Source organism: uncultured Microbacterium sp. (genome assembly GCF_945952435.1).
Taxonomy (GTDB): domain Bacteria; phylum Actinomycetota; class Actinomycetes; order Actinomycetales; family Microbacteriaceae; genus Microbacterium.
On the sequence record NZ_CAMFHZ010000011.1, the window covers coordinates 26,475 to 46,836 of the forward strand.

The window sequence follows — 20,362 nt, forward strand, 5'->3', positions numbered from 1 at the left end:
GATGGCCCTCCGAGCGGCCGCGGTGGCGCGAGGGCTCCCGGGACGACTCCGTGCGTGGATGCGCTCCAGGTGTCAGGAGCCTGCGCCCGCGTCGACCGCAGGATCCCCCCGGGTGCGGTGCCGCCGGGACGGTTCCGACGACGTTCTTCCTCGACGGCCGTACGCGACGGCTCACGCCCGAGGCGCCCGCGGATCCGGCCACCGTCGCCTACGAGGTCGGCAAGAACCCGGACGCGGCCTCGTTCCTCGTGCGTTTCGAGACCGCGACCGAGCTCGTCGGCTACCCCACGGCCCACCTCTTCGTCGAGGCGGTCGACGCCGACGACATGAATCTCTTCGTCCTGATCCAGAAGCTCGACGCCTTCGGGACGCCCCTGGAGCAGTTCACCGTGCCGAACCAGAGCGCGATGGCACACGATCTCACCGACCACGGCGCCACGATCCTGAAGTACAAGGGATCGGATGGGCGCCTGCGCGTCTCCGCCCGCCATCTCGACGAGACGGCGACGACCGAGGACGTTCCGGTGCACTCCTTCGACCGGGTCGACAAGCTCAGCCCGGGGGAGGTCGTGGAGGTCGACATTGAGCTGCTCCCTCTCGGACTCTCCTTCGCGCCGGGGGAGCAGCTGCGCTTCATCGTCAACGCCCGCAATCTCCTGGGCACCCTCATGCCCGGGATCGTCGAGTACGTCCCCGAGAACCGGGGTACGCACATCGTCCACACGGGCGCCGAGCGTGCCTCGTACCTGCGGCTGCCCGTCCGCACGCGGTGACCCGGCCCGGCTCAGTCCTCTGCGCTCAGCTCCCGCCGTCAGAACCCGCCGATCAGCGTTGTTCCGCGATGTCGCGCAGCGTGTTCAGTAGCTGTCCCCACATCGCGCTCGAATGCGCGGCCGCCTCTGCGGTCGGGTTGTTGTCCTGCGTGAGCACGACGTCCGTGCCGTTCCCGTGCTCCGACAGCTTGAAGGTCAGGGTGTGGTGGTTCTCCGGCACGTCCGGCTCTCCCGAGAGCGGGCTGAAGTGGGTGAACCGGAGGAGCCTGTCCTGTTCGACGGCGAGCACCTCGCCCCGGTCCTGATACCGCTTTCCCTCCCATTCGCCCGACCAGGTCACCACGGTGCCCGGCGTCCACTCGGCCGTCACCGATGCGCCGTGCCAGAGGGCGGACGCGTGTGCGGGATCGAGGAGGGCGTTCCAGACCTGCGCGGCGTCGGCCGCGATCCGCACCCGTGCGGTCGCGAGGTGATCCTCTGAGCTCATCGTCCGCCTGCTTTCGCCGTGTTCGTCGAGTCTCCTCCGCGACGGCGCCGCTGTCGAGGGCGCAGGTCGTTTGCTCCGCGGAGAACGCGGCGCGCACAATGGAGCGGACCGATGCACGGGGATCGGTCCGGGGAGGAGAGCGCGCGTGCGCAGGGTGTCGCGTCGGGGCTGGGCGATCTCGCTGGCGTTGAGCATCGTCGCCGGATACGTGGACGGCATCGGCTTCATCGAGACCGGCGGCTTCTTCGTCTCGTTCATGAGCGGGAACTCGACGCAGGCCGGAGTCGAGCTCTCCGCAGGGGAGGGGGTGCGCGCGCTGTTCCCCCTGTTCCTCGTCGCGGCGTTCGTTCTCGGCGTCGCGCTGGCCGCGGCGGTGGTGGGGGAGCGCCCTCGCAGGAGGGCTGCGGCGGTCGGCGGAGCGGCGCTCGCGGTCGGGCTCTGCGCCGTCTGGGGGGCGAGCGCCCCGGGCGTTCTCTGGCGCTTCGGCCCCCTCGCTCTCGCGATGGGGGCGCTCAACACGCTCTATCTCGCCGAGGGGCGTGCGCGTGTCGCGGTCACCTACGCGACCGGGACTCTGGTGAGCCTCGGGCTGGCCCTCGCCGCGCTCGTCACCGGTCGCTCGCGGACGGCCTGGCGCAGGCCCTTTTTTCTGTGGGGATCGTTGGCGGGGGGAGCGGTGATCGGGGCTTTCGTCCATCGCTTCTGGGGCGGCGGTGCCTTGGTGGTCGCCGCGTCGGCCCTCGCGGTCCTGGCTGTCGTCGTCGCCACCGTCGGGGGGACGGAGCAGAACGCCTGACCGGACCGTCGCCTAACACGATCGGTGGCGGAGTGGGTGAGGTAAGGCTAACCTAAGAGGGTGAATGACGCCTTCAGAGATCGAGAGCACTTCGTCCTGGCCGGCGTGGTGAGCGACGCTCCGTTCCTCAACCGACTTCTCGCGGCGCTGCCGGCGAACGGCTACGGTCAGGTCTTCGTCGAGAGCACGGGACAGCCGACGCTTCTGAGCTGGCCCGGACCGGCCGACGTGGTTCCGTTCTGGGCCAGGCAGGATCTCGCGCCGGCTAGGGACGGCCGGCTTCCGCAGCCGGGCGAGGTGCTCGCGGACGTGCTGCGCGCCTGGGTGGCCGAGTGGCTCCCGGAGCCGGGATGCGACGACGTGCTGCCCTACACGATGTGGATCGGAGCGGCGGGGCACCCTCCGGTGGACGCGCTCTGCCGGGAGCTGGCTCGGGACTATCCCTGGCTGCACCTGCATCACCCGGTGACGGTCGCCGCGCAGGACTGAGCACCGCGGGCGGTGTGCCGAGACGACGGGAGGCCGCGTCCGCATCGGAACGCGACCTCCTGCGCCGTCACTCGCGCGGCAGCCCCTCCTTGCGGCGAGCGTCCTGCGATCCGAGATCGTCGACCTGTCCGCCGGTCTCGTCGAACACGGTGTCGCGGATCTCCTGACGGTCCTCCTTCTGCTCCCTCGCGTCCTCGCGCAGTTCGTCGTTGTCCTTGTGGTGTCCCATGGGGAGTCCTTCCTATCCGTGTGTGGGTTCAGTCTGCAACGCTCGGCGGCGTCGCGCCAGCGCAGGCCGCCCTTGCTCGACGCGCGGCGACCCGATGCAGGGCGACGCGGTAGGCGAGAGCGCAGGCGCTGAGGATCAGGGCCCCCGCGAGCACGGGAGTGAGGAGATAGCCCCACCCCGCCTGCCCCAGCATGATCGCGATCGGCGTCCCTCCGGCGGGCGGGTGGACGACGCGGAGAACGGCCATCGCCGCCATCGCCACGCCGACGGCGAGACCCAGACTCCACCACGCCACGGGCAGGACCGTATGCGCCAGGAGGCCGCACACCGCGGAGACCAGATGGCCCCCGACGACGTTGACCGGTTTCGAGAGCGCGGCGTCCGGGAGCAGGAAGACGAGCACGCAGGACGATCCGAACGCGGCGATGAGGATCGGCGTGCGAACGACGTCGCCGCACAGCCCGAGCACGGCGATCGTGAGCCCTCCCGAGAGGGAGGCCGCGAGCACCGCGTGCCAGGGCAGCGTCTGCGGAGCGCGGCGCAGGGACTCCGCCAGCCCGGAGGACAGCCGCGCACGGGGCGCGGTCCCCTCCGGGCCGGAGGTGCGGTCGGAGACGCTCATCGATCCCCTCCGCGTGTCAGCGCACCGGCGCCGCGTCGGCCTGCACCGGCTGCTGCGCGTAGGAGTGCGCCCCGGTGCCGCGGTACGCACCGCCCTCCACGATCAGGTACTCGGGACGGATCGGGTTGCCGGCGAACCAGTCCTCGAGCACCTCGCGCGTGCCGGCGGCGTAGCGGGCCTGACCCGACAGCGACGTGCCGGACGTGTGCGTCGTCATCGCGTTGTGCGGCATGGTGCGCCACGGGTGATCCGCCGGGGCGGGCTGCGGATCCCACACGTCTCCGGCGTATCCGGCGAGCTGCCCGGATTCGAGGGCGCGCACGATCGCGTCCCGATCCGCGATCGCTCCTCGCGCCGGATTGACGATGTATGCTCCTCTCGGCATGCTGGCGAGCAGCTCATCGTCGAGGAGGCCGCGCGTGGACTCGGTCAGCGGGGCGTGCACGGTCAGGACGTCGCTCTCCTTGACCAGGTCCTGGATGCTCTCGTGGAAGGTCAGGCCGTACTTCTCCTCGTACTCCTCGGGAAGGCGGAACCGGTCGGTGTAGCTCAGGCGCACCCCGAACGGGGCGAGCCGCTCGATCACGGCGCGACCGATGCGGCCGGCGGCGAACACGCCCACGCGCATCCCCTCGAGGTCGTAGGAGCGCTCGACCGCATCGGCGATGTTCCAGCCGCCGTCGACGGCGATCCGGTGCTGTGTCACGAAGTCCCGAACGAGCACCAGCACCTGCATCACGGTGTGCTCGGCGACGCTGATGCTGTTGCTGTAGGTCACCTCGGCGACCGTGATCCCGCGGGCGTTGGCGGCATCGAGGTCGGTGTGATCCGATCCGATCCCCGCGGTGACGACGAGCTGCAGCCTCTTGGCCTTCTCGATGCGCTCGGGCGTGAGATAGGCGGGCCAGAACGGCTGCGAGATGACGACGTCGGCGTCGGGGAGCTCCCGTTCGAAGACCGAGTCCGGACCTTCCTTGTCGCTCGTGATGACGACCGTGTGCCCTTCGGACTCCAGCCAGTCCTTCAGGCCGAGCCCGCCGGAGACGCTGCCGAGAAGCTGCCCCGGCACGAAGTCGATCGCCCGGGGGGAGGGCACGGTCGCGCCGCCGGGGTACTCGGTGATCTCGGGGATGCTGTCCCGCGCATACTCGGGCGGATATCCGTTGATCGGATCCGGATAAAGGACGATGAGGACTTTGGCCACGATCTCTCCATTCAACGGGGGCGTCCCAGCGGCGCCCCGCACATTCCACGTTAGGAATGCGGCGACGGCACGACAACGAAGCCCTGGTTGCCATCCCACAAGCGACGGTTGTGCCTACGATGTAGTCGTGTTCAGCCGCCAGATGCCCGACCTCCACGCCCTGGAGCTGCTGGACGCGATCGATCGCACGCAGTCGATCACGCGGGCGGCGGGAGAGCTCGGCATCACCCAGCAGGCCGCATCGCTCCGCCTGCGCCGACTCGAGCAGCGACTGGAACGGCCGCTCGTCGTCCGCGCGGGGCGTGCCTCACGGCTGACGGTGGACGGCGAGGGGCTGCTCCGGATCGCGCGGCCGGTGCTCGTCGCCGCCGAGCGGATGGACGCGGAGCTCGACGCCGTGCTCGCGCAGGCGCGTCCGCTCGCCATCGCGGCCAGCCTCACGATCGCAGAGCACTTCCTTCCCCAATGGATCCGCGCACTCGTCGCCGCGGGGCAGGACCCCCGGCTGGTCCGATCGCGGGCGACCAACACCCGCGACGTCGCGCGACTCGTGGCCGAGTCCGTCGTGGACATCGGGTTCACGGAGGGCAGCGAGCCGCCACGAGGACTGCACTCGGCCTTCCTCGCCCAGGACGAACTCGCCGTGCTCGTCGCGCCGGGTCACCCCTGGGCCCGCAGCGCGCGCGTCGGAGCGTGGACGCTGGCAGCGACGCCGCTCGTCACGCGCGAAGAGGGCTCGGGATGCCGGGCGGTCGTGACCGCGAACCTGCGTGCCCACGGCGTGGTCGCGGCCGAGATCGCGGCGCCCGCGCTCGAGATGCCCTCGAACACGGCGGTGCTGGAGGCGGCGGCGGCCGGGGTGGCTCCCGCGGTGATCAGCGTCCGGGCCGCGGAGCCGTACGTGCGCGACGGGCGGCTCCTGCGCGTCCGGGTCGAGCATGTCGAGTTCCGGCGCCGACTGCTCGCGGTGTGGAAGGACGGAGAGGAGCCGGTCTCGCTTCCGGCCAGGGCCCTGCTGCGGATCGCGACGGGGGAGCTGCGCGCGGCGGGCGACGACGCGCTCAGCGGATGAGCGCTCCCTCTGCGTCGCGCGGACGGACCGGGTGCTCGCTGAGGATCGAGACGCGGTTGAACAGGTTGATCGTCGCCGCGACCCACTCCGCGGCCGCGAACGCCTCGTCGCCGAGCACGCTCCGCGCGGCGGCGAGATCCGCCTCTCCGTTCTCGTCCAGCGGCAGTCGCGTCGCGGCCTCGGCGATCGCGAGCACGGCCTTCTCCCGTTCGGAGTAGAGCGAGGATTCGCGCCACGCGGGCAGCACATCGAGCTTCTGCGCGGGGATCCCTGCGGCGCGCGCCTCGCGGGAGTGCAGGTCGAGACAGAACGCGCAGGCGTTGAGCTGCGAGGCGCGCACCTTGACGAGCTCGGACTCGACCTCGGTGAGCCCGCGCTCGCGTGCGGAGACGGCGAGGACGTCCGAGAACGCGGATGCCGCCTTCCATACGTCGGGCAGGGCCTTGTCGAGGTACGGGCGCATGATGATCCTCTCGTGGCGGGCGGCGATGCGACCAGATCACCGTATCGCGGCGCCGGGAGCCCGCGCCCCTCGAGGGCCCCAGGGGCGCGGGCGAGCGGTCACGCGGTCGGAGCCGCGTGCGGTGCCTCGCCGATCGCGTTCAGCAGCGCCGCGTCGAACGCCGGGAGGTCATCGGGTGTGCGGCTCGAGACGAGCCCCTGATCTTCGACGACCTCTTCATCGACCCAGTCGGCCCCGGCGTTGCGCAGATCGGTCTTCAGGCTCGGGTAGCTCGTGAGCGTGCGCCCCTCGACCACTCCCGCCTCGATGAGGATCCACGATCCATGGCAGATCACCCCGACGGGCTTGTGCTGCGCGAAAAAGGCGCGCGCGAAGTCGACCGAGGGCTCGTCCATCCGGAGTTGGTCCGCATTCACAACGCCGCCGGGCAGCACGAGCGCGTCGAACCCGCCGGCGTCGGCGTCCCGCGACGATGTGTCGACGCGCTGCTCGTGTCCGTTCTTGCCCGTGATCTCCTCGCCCTCCGGGGCGATCATCGTCGCGGTGGCTCCCGCGGCGGTGACGGCGTCCCAGGGGCTGGTCAGTTCGCTGTCCTCGAAGCCGTTCGTCGCGAGGAACGCCACTCGGCGTCCGGTGAGCTCGGCCATCATCCGTCCTCTCGTCCACGGAAGCGGGCGCCTCCGTCGTTCGAGCATGAGGCACCGCACCGCGTGCACCGAGGGGGTGGCCTACACAGCGCGAGAATGGTAGGGCAGGGCTCCCCGCTAGGACACGCCGTGCTCGGGCGGGCCGTCGGCGGCCTCGCCCGCGGAGCGGGCCGAGGAGGACGAGTCGTGCCGCGGGCTGTTCGGCGAGAGCAGAGAGTGCCGCTTCGAGTACGCGAAGTACACGATCAGGCCGAGCACGAACCACACCGCGAACCGCACCCAGGTCTCCCAGTGCAGGTAAGAGATGAGCCAGAGGGAGGCGATGACGCCGATCGCCGGGACGACGGGCATCAGCGGCAGCCGGAAGTTCCGCGGGATGTCCGGCCGCCGGTAGCGGAGGACGATGACGGACGCGCAGACGACGACGAAGGCGAGCAGGATGCCGATGTTGGTGAGTTCGGCGACCGTCGAGATCGGAACGATCCCGGCGAGGATCGCGGCGGCGATCCCCGCGATCCACGTGACGCGGGTGGGCACGTGCCGCTTGGGGCTCGTCTTCGCGAACCACTCGGGCAGCAGGCCGTCGCGGCTCATCGAGAACCACACCCGGGTGACGCCGAGCATGAAGGTCAGCAGCACGGTGATGATCCCGATGATCGCCCCGATCGCGATGATGTTGGCCGCACCGTCCAGGCCGACCGACGCGAAGGCGGTGGCGAAGCCGCTCTTGGGGTCGATGTCCTTGAAGTTCTGCATCCCGGTGAGCACGAGGGTGGCGAGGACGTACAGGATCATCGCGATCCCGAGGGAGAGCAGGATCGCCTTCGGCATGTGCTTTCGCGCATCCTTCGACTCCTCGGCGGCCGTGCTCATGGCGTCATAGCCGAACACGGCGAAGAACACCGTGGCCGCACCGGTCATCACCCCGCCGAAGCCGAATGGGAAGTACGGGTGGTAGTTGGCGCTGTTGATGTGGAAGACGCCGAGCGCGACGATCAGCACGACGATGAGCACCTTGATGCCGACCGCGACGAACTCGAAGCGCGCCGCGCTGCGGATCCCACGGGTGAGCACGAAGGCGGTGAGCAGACAGAGCAGAACCGCGAACACGTCGACGACGCGGCCGGGTCCCGTGCCCGCGGCTCCGAGCATCCAGTCCGGCAGGTGCACCCCGAGCTGCGTCACGAGGAAGCCGATGTAGCCGGAGATGCCGATCGCGACCACCGCGACGATCGCGATGTACTCGAGCAGCAGGTCCCAGCCGATGAACCAGCCGACGAACTCGCCGAGCACCGCGTAGCCGTAGGTGTACGCGGAGCCCGCCTTCGGGATCATCCCGGCGAACTCGGCGTACGAGAGCGCCGCCGCCGCGCTGGCGATGCCCGCGATGAGGAAGGAGATGAGCACGGCGGGGCCGGCCGTCTGATGCGCGACCTCGCCGGCGAGGGTGAAGATGCCGGCGCCGATGATGCCGCCGACGCCGATCGCCGTCAGCTGCCACAGCCCCAGCTCACGCTTGAGCCCTCCGCTGTCGGTCTCGTCGTCGATCTGGTCGATGGGCTTGCGCCGGAAGATACCGTCGGGTCCCGTGCTGCGTCTGCTCATGTCGAACCGCCCTCCGTCGCGCGCCCCTTCCGGCACGCTACGCCTTGACGGCGAGGAGGGGGAGCTCCGCCCGGCGCGTCGTGCATCTCGCGCGACGGCCGGACGGACCCGGTCAGAGCACGCGGAGGATGTCCTCCACGCGCTGCTTGGCGTCGCCGAACAGCATGTGCGCGTTGTCGCGGAAGAACAGCGGATTCTGCACGCCCGCGTATCCGGCGGCCATCGAGCGCTTGAAGACGATGACGTTCTCGGCCTCCCACACCCGCAGCACCGGCATCCCGGCGATCGGGCTGCCCGGATCCTCGGCGGCGGCCGGGTTGACCGTGTCGTTCGCGCCGATGACGAGCACGACCCCGGTCTCGGCCAGGTCGTCGTTGATCTCGTCCATCTCCAGGGCGATGTCGTACGGCACCTTGGCCTCGGCCAGCAGCACGTTCATGTGCCCGGGCAGACGCCCCGCGACCGGGTGGATGCCGAACCGCACAGGCACGCCCCGCTCGCGCAGCTTGGCCGTGAGCTCTGCCACCGGATACTGGGCCTGTGCGACCGCCATGCCGTAGCCGGGCGTGATCACGACGCTCGAGGCGTCGCGCAGCAGCGCGGCCGCGCCCTCCGCATCCAGCTCGCGGATCTCGCCCTCCTCGTCGTCCCCGGCCGCACGGGGAGCGGCGATCCCGAAGCCGCCCGCGATGACGGAGAGGAAGGATCGGTTCATCGCGGTGCACATGATGTACGACAGGTACGCACCGCTCGATCCGACCAGCGCGCCGGTCACGATGAGCAGGTCGTTGTTGAGCAGGAAGCCCGCCGCGGCCGCCGCCCAGCCGGAGTAGCTGTTCAGCATCGAGATCACGACGGGCATGTCGCCGCCGCCGATCGAGGCCACCAGGTGCCAGCCGAGCAGCAGCGCCAGGATCGTGACCACGATCAGGAGCCACAGGGCGGGAGTGATCACGTACCAGACCGTCAGCGCCACGAACAGCACGAGCGCGCCGAGGTTGAGCACGTTCTTGCCCGGAAGCATGAGCGGGGCGGACTTCATCCGCGCCGACAGCTTGAGGAACGCGACGATCGATCCGGTGAAGGTCACCGCGCCGATGAACACGCCGATGAACACCTCCGCATGGTGGATGTCGCGCAGCGCGCCGCTGAGGGAGTTCTCCTCGAGGGCGCCGTTCCAGCCGACGAGCACCGCCGCGAGGCCGACGAAGCTGTGCAGCAGGGCGATCAGCTCCGGCATGCCCGTCATCGCGACGACGCGTGCGCGCCACAGGCCGATCGATCCGCCCACGAGCACGGCGACGACCAGCAAGGTCAGCCCGATCCCGAGGGAGGCGGATCCCCAGGCCTCGACGACGACGGCCCAGACCGTCGCGACGAGGGCGATCGCCATGCCGGCGATGCCGTAGCCGACACCGGCTTTCGCGCTCTCGTGCCGGCTGAGTCCGGCGAGGCTGAGGATGAACAGGAGGGCCGCGACGAGGTACGCGGCTCCGGCGATCGACGCCGGCGTCAGCAGGGTCTGCATGCGTCAGGCTCCCGTCTTCTCGGACGAGCCGGCGGCCGGCGGCGTTCCCTTGGCGAACATGGCGAGCATGCGGCGCGTGACCGCGAAGCCGCCGAAGATGTTGATGCTGGCGAGCAGCACGGCCACCGCCGCGAGGATCTGGACGACGAGCGACTGGCCGGTGAGCTGCAGCATCGCACCGACGACGATGATCCCGGAGATCGCGTTCGTGACGCTCATGAGCGGCGTGTGCAGCGCATGGGCGACCTTGCCGATCACGTAGAAGCCGATCACGATCGCGAGCATCAGCACCGTGAAGTGCTGCGGCAGCGGAGCAGGCGCGAAGGCGTTGACGAGGAACAGCGCCGCGGCGCCGAGGGCGACGAGGGCGAGCTTCGCACGCGCCGAGAGGCCCTTCCTGCTGGCAGCCTTCGGAGCGGGCGGCGGAGCGGCCGCCGCGGAGGCGGGAGCGGCGGAGACCTGCACCGCGGGCGGCGGCCAGGTGACCTCTCCTCCGCGGGCGACCGTCACTGCACGCTGGACGACGTCGTCGACGTCGAGGGTCAGCGCCCCGTCCTTGCCCGGGGTGAGCAGCTTCATCAGGTTGACGACGTTCGTGCCGTAGAGCTGCGAGGCCTGGGTGGGGAGCCGGGACGCGAGGTCGGTGTAGCCGAGGATCACGACGCCGTTCGGGGTGACGATGCGTTCGCCGGCGACCGAGCCCTCGACGTTGCCGCCCTGGCCCGCGGCCATGTCGACGATGACGCTGCCCGAGCGCATGCGTGCCACATCCGCCGCGGTGATGAGGCGAGGGGCGGCGCGGCCGGGGATGAGCGCGGTCGTGATGATGATGTCGACGTCGGCCGCCTGCTCGGAATAGATCTCGGCGGCCCGTCGGTCGTAGTCCGCGCTCGTCGCCTTCGCGTAGCCGTCCGCGGACTGCTCGACCGCGACCTCGACCTTCAGATACTCGCCGCCGATCGACTTGACCTGATCGGCGACCTCTGGGCGCGGATCCGTCGCGCGCACGATCGCACCCAGGCTCGACGCGGCGCCGATGGCGGCGAGACCGGCGACACCGGCGCCCGCGACGAGGACCTTCGCGGGCGGGACCTTGCCCGCCGCCGTCACCTGACCCGTGAAGAAACGGCCGAACTCGTGCGCGGCCTCCACCACCGCGCGATATCCGGCGATGTTCGCCATCGAGCTCAGCACGTCCATGGACTGGGCGCGCGAGATCCGGGGCACGGCGTCCATCGCGAGCGCGGTCACCCCGCGGTCGGCGAGCGCCGCCAGCAGTTCGGGGCGGAAGGCCGGCGCGAGCAGTCCGACGAGCACGGTGCCCGGGCGCAGGGCGTCGATCTGAGCCGGGGTCGGGCCGTTCACGGTGAGGACGATGTCCGAGTCCAGCACCGAGGCCGCGTCGACGATCTCGGCTCCGGCATCGGCATACGCCTCGTCGGGAAAGGCCGAGGCGGTTCCAGCCCCGCGCTGCACCGCCAGGTCGTACCCCAGCGCGATCAGCTGCGTCACGGTCGCGGGAGTGGCCGCGATCCTCGTCTCGGGGGGTTGCTCGGCCACCACGCCTATGCGCGTCATCGTGTCTCCTTCGGCACGTCGTCGGGGAGTCGGTGCGGCGGGGTCCGCACGCTCCCGGGCCGTCGCCGAGGCGGATCCTGAGGTCCTCCGGCGAGCGACTTGTGCGAGCGTAGCGGAGGGCCCCGGCGGATTCCGGCGGACTGAACGTTCCGTGACGACGAAAGAATCGCGGAGTTTGCGGATTCGGCAAGGGCGCGGCGATCCCGGCCCCATGCGTCGCCATGTTTCCGCTTCCGCGTCCTCCGCCCCTGCAACGGGCATACCGTGGAACTCGGTCGCAGGAGTCGCGCGGCCCGCCCAGAGGACAGAGAGAGAAGCACGATGAGCACGCCGAGGCTGGAGCAGGACGTCACCGAGAAGTTCAAGACCGCGTTCCGACACCATCCCGCCGGCGTCGCGCTGGTCTCCGCCACCGCACCGGACGGACCGGTCGGCCTCACGCTCTCCAGCGTCGCCTCGGTCGCCGCCGATCCGGCGGTCCTCGTCTTCTCCGTCACCCGCGCGACCGGCAGCGCCGGCGGGATCCTGAGCGCACCGAGCATGCTCGTGCACTTCCTCGTCGCAGGGCAGGAGCCCATCGCCGATGCGTTCGCGCGCTCCGGGGAACCCCGCTTCACGCCGGAACAGGGCTGGGAGATCCTTCCGACCGGCGAGCCCTTTCTCCCCTCGGCACGCGTCGCGATCCGTGGCACCATCCGCGAGACGCACCCCGTCGGTCCCTCGTCGCTCGTGCTGCTCGATGTGAAGGACGTCCTGGAGGGGACGCCCGGCGCTCCGTTGCTCTATCACGACCGGCACTACGACAGCCTGGCGTCCTGGGCCTGACGCGAAGGCGTCCCTGACCTGACGCGAAGGACGAGAGCCCCGGGGCGTTCCGGGCCGCTCTCGAACCGTAGGGCGACCTCTGGACAGCGCGGTGCGGGTGGGGGAAGGTGGAGCCATGTCGGTGACTCTGATCCTGCCGCTTCCCGCGCCTCTCGGCGTCGGAAGGGTCATCGCCGTCGAACACGAGTACGGCGCGATCGGCATCCGCGATCTCACCACCGGTGTCGTCTACCGCGCGCCCGCGCCGGCGCGCGAGGACCCGGTCCTTCCTGAGCTCGGGACGCTGCCGTGGCGCGGGCGCGTGGAGGCGTGCACGGTCGTGGCGACGGAGGACGGCGTCGTCACGGAGCTCGTGCTCGATGCCGTGCCGGTGACGGGATCCGCGCCGCGCACCGGTGCCGCCGATGCCCTTCGCGGTGCCCAGCGCGCGGCCGACGACGCCCGCGATCAGGCGGCGAACTGGGGCGGCACCGATCGTCGCGCCCACGAGATGCCCGAACGATACTGGTGACGCTGCCCGGGTGGCCCCGCGCCCTGGGGCGCAGCGCGGTCATTGGAAGTCCCGGGAGGTATGCGCGACTCCGACCTGGAGGGCTTCGAACGCGTCCGCCAGCAGATTGGTCACGCCCTCGGGAGAGCGCTCCAGGATTCCGCGGACGATGAGCGCCGGCGACTCGCGGGCGATCCGGCGATAGCGCAGCCAGACGCCCTGGGTGCAGATGACGTTCACGAGGCCGTGCTCGTCCTCGAGGTTGAGGAACGTGACCCCACCGGCCGTGGCGGGGCGCTGACGGTGGGTGACCAGGCCTGCCGCCTCGACGCGCCGCCCGTTCTCGTGCGTGCGCAGCGCCGCAGAGGAGAGTACCCCGCGGGCGTCCAGGTCGGGGCGGAAATGGGTGATCGGGTGGTCGTCGATGGACATCCCGGTCGCCCAGAGGTCGGCGGCGAGCCGCTCGTACGAGGTCTGGTCGGGGAACAACGGCGGCTGCACGGCGACGACGGAGTCCGGCAGATAGCGGGCGCGATCCTCGGCGGCTGATCCGGCCAGCCAGATCGCCTCTCGGCGCTGCAGCCCGAAGGAGTCGAACGCTCCGGCGGTGGCCAGCGCCTCGATCTGGGTGGCCGTGAGATCGGTGCGCCGCACCAGATCGTTCAGATCGCGGAAGGGTCCGTGCGCCGCCCGTGCGGCGACGATCCGTTCCGCCGTCTTCAGGCCGATCCCCGTGACCCCGGCGAGCCCGAGGCGGACCGCGAAGCGGCCGTCGCGTCGATGGGCGGCGGACTCGTCGGGCGCCGACGGATCGAACGGATCCGGATCGACGCCATCGGGGAGGGCGGGACGCTGATGCGTGCAGGCGTCGAGGCCGGTGGCACGGTTCTCGGTGCCGGTGGCAGGGTCTGCGGTGCACTCGCCGGAGCTCTCGGAGGCGAGCGGCTCGAGCTCTTCTGTCGCCCCCGATCGGGCGATGTCCGGGCGGCGCACCTCGACCCCGTGTCGCCGAGCGTCCCCCGTGAGCGTCGCCGCCGAGTAGAACCCCATCGGCTGCGAGCGCAGCAGACCCGCGAGGAACGCGGCGGGGTAGTGCAGCTTGAGCCACGAGCTCGCATAGACGAGCAGGGCGAAGCTCAGCGAATGCGACTCCGCGAAGCCGAAATCGGAGAACGCCTGGATCTGGGCGTAGATGCGGTCCGCCGCCTCACCCTCCAGCCCGTTCTCGCGCATCCCCTCGTAGAGGCTGTCGCGGATGCTGTCGATCCGCTCCAGCCCTCGCTTCGAGCCCATCGCCCGGCGCAGCGTATCGGCCTCGTCGGCCGTGCAGTTGCCGAGCGCGGTCGCCATCTGGATGAGCTGCTCCTGGAACACGGGGATCCCGAGGGTGCGCGCGAGGACCGGCTCCAGCTTCGGGTGCGGGTACGTCACCGGTTCGGTCCCGAGCTTGCGCCGTACGAACGGGTGCACGGCACCGCCTTGGATCGGGCCGGGGCGGATGAGCGCGATCTGGATCGCGAGTTCGTAGAACTCCCGGGGCTGCAACCGGGGCAGCAGCCCCATCTGGGCCCGGGACTCGACCTGGAAGACGCCGATCGAGTCGGCGCGGCAGAGCATGTCGTAGACCGCGGGCTCCTCCTTCGGCAGGTTCTGCAGGGTCCACTCCTCCCCAGTCGCCGCTCGCACCAGGTCGAAGCAGTGCCGCAGCGCGGAGAGCATGCCGAGTCCGAGCAGGTCGAACTTCACCAGACCCATCCACGCCGCGTCGTCCTTGTCCCATTGGATGACGGTGCGGTCCTTCATGCGGGCGTGTTCGACCGGCACGACCTCGCCGACCGGGCGCCGGGTCAGCACCATGCCGCCGGAGTGGATCCCGAGATGGCGGGGCGCGCGCAGCAGTTCGTCGGCGTAGGCGACGACGCGATCCGGGATGTCGTGATCCGCGGCGGGGGAGAGGTCCGTGCCCCAGCGCTCGACCTGTTTGGACCACGCGTCCTGCTGTCCCGGAGAATGCCCGAGGGCGCGGGCCATGTCCCTGACCGCGTTCTTCGGCCGGTACTGGATGACGTTCGCGACCTGGGCTGCGTTCTCTCTGCCGTACTCCCGGTACACCCACTGGATGATCTCCTCGCGCCGGGAGGAGTCGAAGTCCACATCGATGTCTGGCTCCTCGGTGCGCGTCGTCGCGAGGAACCGTTCGAACGGCAGCCCGTACAGGATGGGATCGACCGCGGTGATCCCGAGCAGATAGCAGACGGCGCTCGCCGCCGCGGATCCGCGCCCCTGGCAGAGGATCCCCCGCGTCTTCGCCTCGGCGACGATGCCGTGCACGATGAGGAAGTAGCCGGGGAAGTCCTTCTCCTCGATGACGTCCAGCTCCCGGGCGATCCTGGCGCGCCCCTGAGCGGTCAGCTCCGGGTACAGCGCGGGGACGGCGGCCCAGACGAGAGCGCGCAGACGGCCCATCGGCGTTTCGCCGGGACCGACCGCGATCGTCGGCAGATCGGGCTTGGCGCGGCGCAGGGGAAAGGCGCAGGCCTCGGCGATCTCCAGTCCTGCCCGGATCGCGCCGGGATAGCGGGCGAAGCGCGCCGTCATCTCGGCGCCGCTGCGCAGATGCGCGGAACCGTGCGCGGGCAGCCAGCCTTCCAGATCACGCAGGCTCCTGGTCGCGCGGACGGCCGCCACGGCCTCGGCGAGCTCCGCCCTGTCCGGGGTCGCGTAGTGCACGTTGTTCGTCGCGACCACGGAAAGGGAGTGCGCCGCGGCGAGGGCGGCGAGGGCGTCGTTGCGACGGGTGTCCAGGGGATCGCCGTGGTCGATGAGCTCGACGGCGACCCGATCCGGCCCGAAGAGGTCGACGAGCAGACGCAGCGCCCGTGCGGCGCCGTCGGACCCCTCGCGCTCATACGCTCGCCGGACCGCACCCTTGCGGCATCCGGTGAGGATCGTCCAGTGTCCGCCCGCCCGGTTCGCGAGGTCTTCGAGCACATAGCGGGGGCGCCCCTTCTCCCCTCCGCGCAGCTGCGCCTCGGTGATCGCGGCGGAGAGGCGGTGGTATCCCTCCTGGCCCCGCGCGAGCACGAGCAGGTGCTCCCCGAGCGGGTCGGCGGCACCGCCGCGCGCGGGGGCGGGGCCGTGGTCGTCGCTCAGGGAGAGCTCCGCGCCGAACACGGTCTGCAGCCCCGGGGCGAGGTCCGCCGCCTCGGCGAAACGTGCCGCGCCGTAGAAGCCGTCGTGGTCGGTGACGGCGAGGGCGCTCAGCCCCAGCCGTTGCGCCTCGGCGACGAGCCGGTCCGGGGCGGAGGCGCCGTCGAGGAACGAGTACGAGGAGTGCGCATGCAGTTCGGCATAGGGGACGGCGTCGGTCGGCCGCACGACGTCTCCGAGGGAGAGGGGAAGACGCTTCGAGGCGCGGGAGGGGGCGTCCTCCGCAGCGCGGTCGTGCAGGGAGGCCTTCTTCTCCGGCTTCTCCGGTCGGCCGGAGAGCGTGCGCTCCAGATCCCCCCACGACATGCTCGGGTTGTGGAAGCCCATCAGTGATACCGCCCTTCGGCCCACCAGTGGCCGCCGTCGTCCCCGGGCGTGTGCAGCACGAGCCATGCCCGCTCCTGCGCGTCGACGAGCTGCAGGCGCTCGCCGCGGAGGATCCCGCCCGGCTCGCCCCGTCGCTCCCGCAGCGGCCAGGGGCCGGCCCAGTGCCGCACGGGGCAGTCCTCGATCGCCGCCGGGTCCGCGGTGAGCAGTCCCCGGTCGTCGACGTCGACCGGGGATCCGTCCGCTGCGGTCACCGCGACGCGTCGGGGCGGCGCGAAGACCTCTCCGGGCAGGGGATCGGGCAGCCGACCCGGCCACGGCTGCCCGGCCGCCCGGAGCGGGACCGCCCGTTCGCCCCAGGGGGTGAGCTGCTGGCGTTCGGCGGCGAGACGACCGCCCGCGACGACCGCGGTCAGCACGCCCTCGTGCCCGAGCAGGGTCTGCACCCGGGAGATCGCATGATGCAGCCGGTCGTCGGTGCCAGAGCCGAACAGCCCCGGCTGATGGTGCGCGGCGTCGTCGACCGCGATCGGGGCGATCCGGACCCGGACGATCCCGCGGAACCGGTGCGCCTCGTCCGCCTCCTTGCCTGTCTGCGCCTGGGCGAGCGCCTCCAGCTGCCAGCGCACTCGGTCGACGAGGTCCGTGGCCTCGAAGCAGGTCGGATGCAGCCAGGTGCGCGAGGCGACGCCCTCGTCGTCGTCGGTGAGGTCGATGCGCACCTCCGTGCACACGAGCGACGCGTCGGCGAGGGCGAGCACGACGCGGTCGGCGCTCTGGCGCACGGCGAAGGCGATCTGATCGGACTGTCCCAGCGGGGAGTCGAACTCGATCTCCGCAGCGAGCTCCGGATCCACGGGGCGCGGGACGACCGGGCGGGAATCGGCCCCGGCGGCGAGGCGGTGCAGGCGTGCCCCGCGCTCGCCGAAACGTTCCGCCAGCCGGGTGGCGCCCAGGGCGGCGAGCTCGCCGAGCGTACGGATGCCGAGGCGGAGCAGGAGCGCGGTGACCTCCTCGTCGCGCAGCGCCTGCACGGGGAGGGGGGAGAGGAAGGCCGCGGCTTCGCCTTCGGCGACGACGAGCACCGGATCCGCTCCCCGGGCCGCGAGCTCGGCGGTGAAGGGGCCGTCCGCCACGCCGATCCGCACCTCGGGGTGGCCCTGATCCGCCAGCAGGGCGTGCAGGGCGAGCCCTGCCTCCGCTTCCCCGCCGTGGTAGCGGGACACGCCCCGTGCCCGGAGCAGCGCGAGCCCCGGACGCAGCACCTGGGCGCCGGGGGAGTGTCCCTCGATGAGGCGGAGCACCGGCAGGAACGCACGCTCGTCCCGTGCCGGGTCGGCGGGCAGGATCCGCAGGTCGGGGACGAGTCCCTGCGCCTCGCGGCGCCGTTGGCCGATGCGCACGCCCTGGGCGCGTGCGGCCGCGGAGCACGCCTGCACGCGGTTCGCATGCAGGATGGCGGCGGGCTCTGCGGCGTCGGCGCCCAGAGCCGCACGCAGCGGCCAGTCGGGGAACCACAGCACGATCACCCGGACCGGGGCCGGGACTTCGCCGCTCATCCTGCTGCCGCCAGCGTCGGGGGCGCGGCGGCGGCCGAAGCCTGCGCCCTTCCGGCCTCGGAGGACCCGGGAGGGCGGAGCGAGGGGAGCGGTACGAGCCGGGGGGCGGTCGTGGTCTCGATCGCTTCGAGCACGCCGCGGCGGCCGGGCAGGCGCACCCGCACGCTCTGCGGTACGGGGGAACGACGGGTGCGGGCGGTGACGGTGACCTCGCACTCCTCCAGCGCACCCCAGCCCGATCCCAGTCCGTGCCAGCGGGCATCGTGCACGCGGATGCTGCCCTCGCTCTGAGGCCAGTCCTCGATGCGGGCGGCGGCGTTCCCCGCCACGACGAGCAGCGTGCAGCCGCGATCGCGCAGCCGTGCGCCCAACCGGGACAGCTCGGCGGACCGGGCGGGGCCGGAGGGGCGGATCGCGATGAGCGGGACGACCTCGCTCAGGGCGGAGACCGCGGAGAGCCAGCGCGCCCCCGGTTCGGGCACGAACAGCATGCGGTCGAGGTCGACGCCGTGCCCGGCGAGCGCTTCGACGCCCAGGGTCGGCATGCCCACGGCCGCGCACCAGGCTCCGGTCGCGGAGGCGCCGGCGAGGAGGGTCGCGATGAGCCCGGGCGACGAGGAGAGGGAATAGGTCGTGCCCACCTGCAGTCCCCCCTCGGGAAGGATCGGCTGCAGCACGGGTGCGACGGGGAGAAGCGGCAGATCGCTGCGTCGCCGTTGCAAGCGCGAGATCTCACGACGCAGGCGGAGGACGTCCCCCGCCCTGCTGTCCGCGGTGGGGGCCATCATGGATTCGAGAGCCATCCCCATGAATACGATCCTCGAACATTTCTTCTAGAGTTGCAACGTACTCGGGAAGAATAAATCGTACATCCGACATTCCTGACATCCGGAGGAACAGCGTGCCGACCGTGCGGGCGGCGAGGCGGTCGACGGAGAGCGAGGTCTCGGTCCAGGACGGGGCCCTCCCGGCGGGGGCGCCGTACGCGGCGGTTCTCCACAGGGCCGGAACACGCCTGCGCCGCTTCTGCCAGGCTTCCGGGCATGGATCTCCACGCGCTGCTCGTCCTGCTGGCGCACGGCGCGCTCCTCGCGGTCGGCGCCCGTCTGATCGTCGTCGACGTGCAGACGCACCGCCTTCCCGATCGGATCGTGCTGCCGACGCTCGCGGGGGCGATCCTGCTCGTGCTCGCGGAGACGGCGGCTGGCGAAGGGCGTGCGAGGGCGGACGGAGCCCTCTGGGGCATGCTGCTGCTGACGGGCTTCTACGCGATGCTGCGGGCCATCGGACGGGACGGCATGGGCGGGGGAGACGTCAAGCTCGCCGCGGTGATCGGGCTCGTCCTGGGCTGGCACGGCGGGGCGGCCCTCCTCATCGGCGGGGCGGCCGCCTTTGTCCTCGGAGCCGGGCATGCGCTCTGGATGATCGCGCTGCGCCGGGCAGACGGCTCGACCCATCTCGCGTTCGGGCCGTGGATGATCCTCGGCGGCGTTCTCGGGATGGCGGCGGGGTGACAGCGGCGGGGTGAAGGCGGTTGGTGACGCGGCCGCCCTCGCGTCACGGAACGCACGGGCCGCGGGACTAGGGTGAGCACATGGCACTCGCACGGCTTCACGGCGGCCCCCTCGACGGGCAGATCATCCCCCTCGACGACACGCAGGGCAGGTTGATCCTGCCCTACAGCGAATCGCAGATCGTGTACGAACAGCGCGGAGGAGAGAAGAACACGGGCCCGCACGACGGCCCCACCGAGATCGACTACTGGTACGAAGAGGCCCTCGAGGACATCAATCCGGCCGATGTCTGACCCGTCCAGGACGGTCGAGGTCGAGCGCAAGTACGACGTCGACGCAGAGACCCCGCTGCCGGTCTGGGACGACGTCCCCGGGGTCGACGCGGTCACGGCGGGCGAGGTCAGGGCGCTCGACGCCCGCTACCTCGACACCGCCGACGGACTCCTGGCCCGTTCCGGCGTCGCCCTGCGGCGGCGCACGGGCGGTCCGGACGAGGGATGGCATGTGAAGGGCCCCCGGCAGGGCGACGGACGGCTCGAACTGGGCTGGCCTCTCGGCGACGACGAGGCCGTGCCGGAGGCGGTCGAGGCGGCGATCGCCCGCTGGACGACGGATCCGCTGACGCCGCTCGCGCGCATCGAGAACGCTCGCACGGCCTACCTGCTCACCGGCCCTCGGGGCGTGGTCGCGGAGTTCGTGGACGACCGCGTCCGCGGGACGGATCTGCGTGCGACCGACGGACGCGGATCCGTCCGCGAATGGCGGGAATGGGAGATGGAACTCGGACCCGCAGCTCCCGCGGACGCGGTCGGCCGGGAGGAGTTCTTCGCCGCCGTCGAACGCGCGGTGCAGAACGCCGGCGGTCGTCCCTCCGCGTCGTCGTCCAAACTCGCCAGAGCCCTCGGCGTCTGATCCGGGGCCGGTCCAGGATCCTACGCGCTCCT

21 protein-coding genes are annotated in these 20,362 nt (G+C 71.4%); 9 read left to right on the forward strand and 12 right to left on the reverse strand.

All coding sequences use genetic code 11. From position 1 onward, the window contains the following. Positions 1-50: 50 nt before the first annotated feature. Positions 51-773 carry a CocE/NonD family hydrolase C-terminal non-catalytic domain-containing protein gene (locus Q0P88_RS07615; protein WP_295012740.1) on the forward strand — a complete coding sequence of 241 codons (723 nt, stop codon included), beginning with the start codon at positions 51-53 and terminating at the stop codon, positions 771-773. A 52-nt stretch (positions 774-825) separates the two neighbouring features. On the opposite strand, the gene Q0P88_RS07620 is transcribed toward Q0P88_RS07615, so the two are convergent. Further along, a complete protein-coding gene (locus Q0P88_RS07620) occupies positions 826-1,260 on the reverse strand; it encodes an SRPBCC domain-containing protein (protein ID WP_295012742.1) in 435 nt (144 codons plus the stop codon). A 145-nt stretch (positions 1,261-1,405) separates the two neighbouring features. Between Q0P88_RS07620 and Q0P88_RS07625 the strand changes: the two genes are divergently transcribed. Both Q0P88_RS07625 and Q0P88_RS07630 read left to right on the forward strand, forming a co-directional pair. Further along, complete coding sequence (locus tag Q0P88_RS07625) at positions 1,406-2,056, forward strand: YoaK family protein (protein ID WP_295012744.1); 651 nt, start codon at positions 1,406-1,408, stop codon at positions 2,054-2,056. A 60-nt stretch (positions 2,057-2,116) separates the two neighbouring features. After that, positions 2,117-2,545 (forward strand): hypothetical protein, encoded by a 429-nt coding sequence (locus Q0P88_RS07630; protein ID WP_295012746.1) that lies wholly within the window; start codon positions 2,117-2,119, stop codon positions 2,543-2,545. 67 nt (positions 2,546-2,612) lie between these two features. Here Q0P88_RS07630 and Q0P88_RS07635 read toward each other — a convergent pair whose 3' ends face one another. Genes Q0P88_RS07635 through Q0P88_RS07645 form a run of 3 tightly spaced genes read right to left on the reverse strand, consistent with a single transcriptional unit; the run spans position 2,613 to position 4,600 of the window. Further along, positions 2,613-2,774: a hypothetical protein gene (locus Q0P88_RS07635; RefSeq protein ID WP_295012748.1), complete on the reverse strand. Its 162-nt coding sequence runs from the start codon at positions 2,772-2,774 to the stop codon at positions 2,613-2,615. Positions 2,775-2,802: 28 nt separating this feature from the next. Further along, positions 2,803-3,396, reverse strand: coding sequence for an HPP family protein (locus Q0P88_RS07640; protein WP_295012750.1), 594 nt, complete (start codon positions 3,394-3,396; stop codon positions 2,803-2,805). Positions 3,397-3,412: 16 nt separating this feature from the next. Then, complete coding sequence (locus Q0P88_RS07645; RefSeq protein WP_295012752.1) at positions 3,413-4,600, reverse strand: NAD-dependent formate dehydrogenase; 1,188 nt, start codon at positions 4,598-4,600, stop codon at positions 3,413-3,415. A gap of 127 nt (positions 4,601-4,727) precedes the next feature. On the opposite strand from Q0P88_RS07645, the gene Q0P88_RS07650 reads away from it, so the two are divergent. After that, positions 4,728-5,672 carry a LysR family transcriptional regulator gene (locus Q0P88_RS07650; protein ID WP_295012754.1) on the forward strand — a complete coding sequence of 315 codons (945 nt, stop codon included), beginning with the start codon at positions 4,728-4,730 and terminating at the stop codon, positions 5,670-5,672. Here Q0P88_RS07650 and Q0P88_RS07655 read toward each other — a convergent pair. The 5 genes from Q0P88_RS07655 to Q0P88_RS07675 all read right to left on the reverse strand — a co-directional run bounded on the left by Q0P88_RS07655 (position 5,662) and on the right by Q0P88_RS07675 (position 11,493). Next, entirely contained in the window at positions 5,662-6,135 is a 474-nt protein-coding gene (locus Q0P88_RS07655) for a carboxymuconolactone decarboxylase family protein (RefSeq protein WP_295012756.1), read from the reverse strand. The two genes, Q0P88_RS07650 and Q0P88_RS07655, sit on opposite strands and share 11 nt — an antisense overlap. 98 nt (positions 6,136-6,233) lie before the next feature. Next, positions 6,234-6,782, reverse strand: a complete 549-nt coding sequence (locus tag Q0P88_RS07660) for a type 1 glutamine amidotransferase domain-containing protein (protein WP_295012758.1) — start codon at positions 6,780-6,782, stop codon at positions 6,234-6,236. A 117-nt stretch (positions 6,783-6,899) separates the two neighbouring features. Next, on the reverse strand, positions 6,900-8,387 hold the full coding sequence (locus Q0P88_RS07665; protein WP_295012760.1) for an amino acid permease: 1,488 nt from the start codon (positions 8,385-8,387) through the stop codon (positions 6,900-6,902). 112 nt (positions 8,388-8,499) lie between these two features. Continuing rightward, complete coding sequence (pntB, locus tag Q0P88_RS07670; protein ID WP_295012763.1) at positions 8,500-9,915, reverse strand: Re/Si-specific NAD(P)(+) transhydrogenase subunit beta; 1,416 nt, start codon at positions 9,913-9,915, stop codon at positions 8,500-8,502. Between the two features lie 3 nt (positions 9,916-9,918). Continuing rightward, the gene (locus Q0P88_RS07675; protein WP_295012765.1) at positions 9,919-11,493 is read right to left on the reverse strand and encodes a Re/Si-specific NAD(P)(+) transhydrogenase subunit alpha; all 1,575 of its coding nucleotides are present in this window, start codon (positions 11,491-11,493) and stop codon (positions 9,919-9,921) included. Between the two features lie 321 nt (positions 11,494-11,814). On the opposite strand from Q0P88_RS07675, the gene Q0P88_RS07680 reads away from it, so the two are divergent. Together Q0P88_RS07680 and Q0P88_RS07685 are read left to right on the forward strand one after the other, a co-directional pair. Beyond that, entirely contained in the window at positions 11,815-12,318 is a 504-nt protein-coding gene (locus Q0P88_RS07680) for a flavin reductase family protein (protein WP_295012767.1), read from the forward strand. A gap of 115 nt (positions 12,319-12,433) precedes the next feature. After that, on the forward strand, positions 12,434-12,829 hold the full coding sequence (locus tag Q0P88_RS07685) for a hypothetical protein (RefSeq protein ID WP_295012769.1): 396 nt from the start codon (positions 12,434-12,436) through the stop codon (positions 12,827-12,829). Between the two features lie 39 nt (positions 12,830-12,868). Here the strand turns inward: Q0P88_RS07685 and Q0P88_RS07690 are convergent, their stop codons facing one another. Genes Q0P88_RS07690 through Q0P88_RS07700 form a run of 3 tightly spaced genes read right to left on the reverse strand, consistent with a single transcriptional unit; the run spans position 12,869 to position 18,713 of the window. After that, entirely contained in the window at positions 12,869-16,345 is a 3,477-nt protein-coding gene (locus tag Q0P88_RS07690) for an error-prone DNA polymerase (protein ID WP_295012771.1), read from the reverse strand. Further along, positions 16,345-17,904: a DNA polymerase Y family protein gene (locus tag Q0P88_RS07695; RefSeq protein WP_295012773.1), complete on the reverse strand. Its 1,560-nt coding sequence runs from the start codon at positions 17,902-17,904 to the stop codon at positions 16,345-16,347. The genes Q0P88_RS07690 and Q0P88_RS07695 overlap by 1 nt, the downstream gene beginning before the upstream one ends. After that, positions 17,901-18,713, reverse strand: a complete 813-nt coding sequence (locus tag Q0P88_RS07700; protein WP_295012775.1) for a hypothetical protein — start codon at positions 18,711-18,713, stop codon at positions 17,901-17,903. The genes Q0P88_RS07695 and Q0P88_RS07700 overlap by 4 nt, the downstream gene beginning before the upstream one ends. 234 nt (positions 18,714-18,947) lie before the next feature. On the opposite strand from Q0P88_RS07700, the gene Q0P88_RS07705 reads away from it, so the two are divergent. From Q0P88_RS07705 to Q0P88_RS07715, 3 genes are all read left to right on the forward strand, one after another. After that, on the forward strand, positions 18,948-19,418 hold the full coding sequence (locus Q0P88_RS07705) for an A24 family peptidase (RefSeq protein ID WP_295012777.1): 471 nt from the start codon (positions 18,948-18,950) through the stop codon (positions 19,416-19,418). Positions 19,419-19,498: 80 nt separating this feature from the next. Beyond that, the gene (locus Q0P88_RS07710; RefSeq protein ID WP_295012779.1) at positions 19,499-19,711 is read left to right on the forward strand and encodes a response regulator; all 213 of its coding nucleotides are present in this window, start codon (positions 19,499-19,501) and stop codon (positions 19,709-19,711) included. Next, positions 19,704-20,330 (forward strand): CYTH domain-containing protein, encoded by a 627-nt coding sequence (locus Q0P88_RS07715; protein ID WP_295012781.1) that lies wholly within the window; start codon positions 19,704-19,706, stop codon positions 20,328-20,330. Before Q0P88_RS07710 ends, Q0P88_RS07715 begins: the two co-directional genes overlap by 8 nt. Positions 20,331-20,362 lie beyond the last annotated feature (32 nt).

Bases quoted from the DNA above. Each gene is read 5' to 3' on its own strand.
- Q0P88_RS07620 (WP_295012742.1), bottom strand. From the start codon at position 1,260: ATGAGCTCAGAGGATCACCTCGCGACCGCACGGGTGCGGATCGCGGCC.
- Q0P88_RS07635 (WP_295012748.1), bottom strand. From the start codon at position 2,774: ATGGGACACCACAAGGACAACGACGAACTGCGCGAGGACGCGAGGGAG.
- Q0P88_RS07640 (WP_295012750.1), bottom strand. From the start codon at position 3,396: ATGAGCGTCTCCGACCGCACCTCCGGCCCGGAGGGGACCGCGCCCCGT.
- Q0P88_RS07655 (WP_295012756.1), bottom strand. From the start codon at position 6,135: ATGCGCCCGTACCTCGACAAGGCCCTGCCCGACGTATGGAAGGCGGCA.
- Q0P88_RS07660 (WP_295012758.1), bottom strand. From the start codon at position 6,782: ATGGCCGAGCTCACCGGACGCCGAGTGGCGTTCCTCGCGACGAACGGC.
- Q0P88_RS07665 (WP_295012760.1), bottom strand. From the start codon at position 8,387: ATGAGCAGACGCAGCACGGGACCCGACGGTATCTTCCGGCGCAAGCCC.
- pntB (WP_295012763.1), bottom strand. From the start codon at position 9,915: ATGCAGACCCTGCTGACGCCGGCGTCGATCGCCGGAGCCGCGTACCTC.
- Q0P88_RS07675 (WP_295012765.1), bottom strand. From the start codon at position 11,493: ATGACGCGCATAGGCGTGGTGGCCGAGCAACCCCCCGAGACGAGGATC.
- Q0P88_RS07680 (WP_295012767.1), top strand. From the start codon at position 11,815: ATGAGCACGCCGAGGCTGGAGCAGGACGTCACCGAGAAGTTCAAGACC.
- Q0P88_RS07685 (WP_295012769.1), top strand. From the start codon at position 12,434: ATGTCGGTGACTCTGATCCTGCCGCTTCCCGCGCCTCTCGGCGTCGGA.
- Q0P88_RS07690 (WP_295012771.1), bottom strand. From the start codon at position 16,345: ATGGGCTTCCACAACCCGAGCATGTCGTGGGGGGATCTGGAGCGCACG.
- Q0P88_RS07695 (WP_295012773.1), bottom strand. From the start codon at position 17,904: ATGAGCGGCGAAGTCCCGGCCCCGGTCCGGGTGATCGTGCTGTGGTTC.
- Q0P88_RS07700 (WP_295012775.1), bottom strand. From the start codon at position 18,713: ATGGGGATGGCTCTCGAATCCATGATGGCCCCCACCGCGGACAGCAGG.
- Q0P88_RS07705 (WP_295012777.1), top strand. From the start codon at position 18,948: ATGGATCTCCACGCGCTGCTCGTCCTGCTGGCGCACGGCGCGCTCCTC.
- Q0P88_RS07710 (WP_295012779.1), top strand. From the start codon at position 19,499: ATGGCACTCGCACGGCTTCACGGCGGCCCCCTCGACGGGCAGATCATC.
- Q0P88_RS07715 (WP_295012781.1), top strand. From the start codon at position 19,704: ATGTCTGACCCGTCCAGGACGGTCGAGGTCGAGCGCAAGTACGACGTC.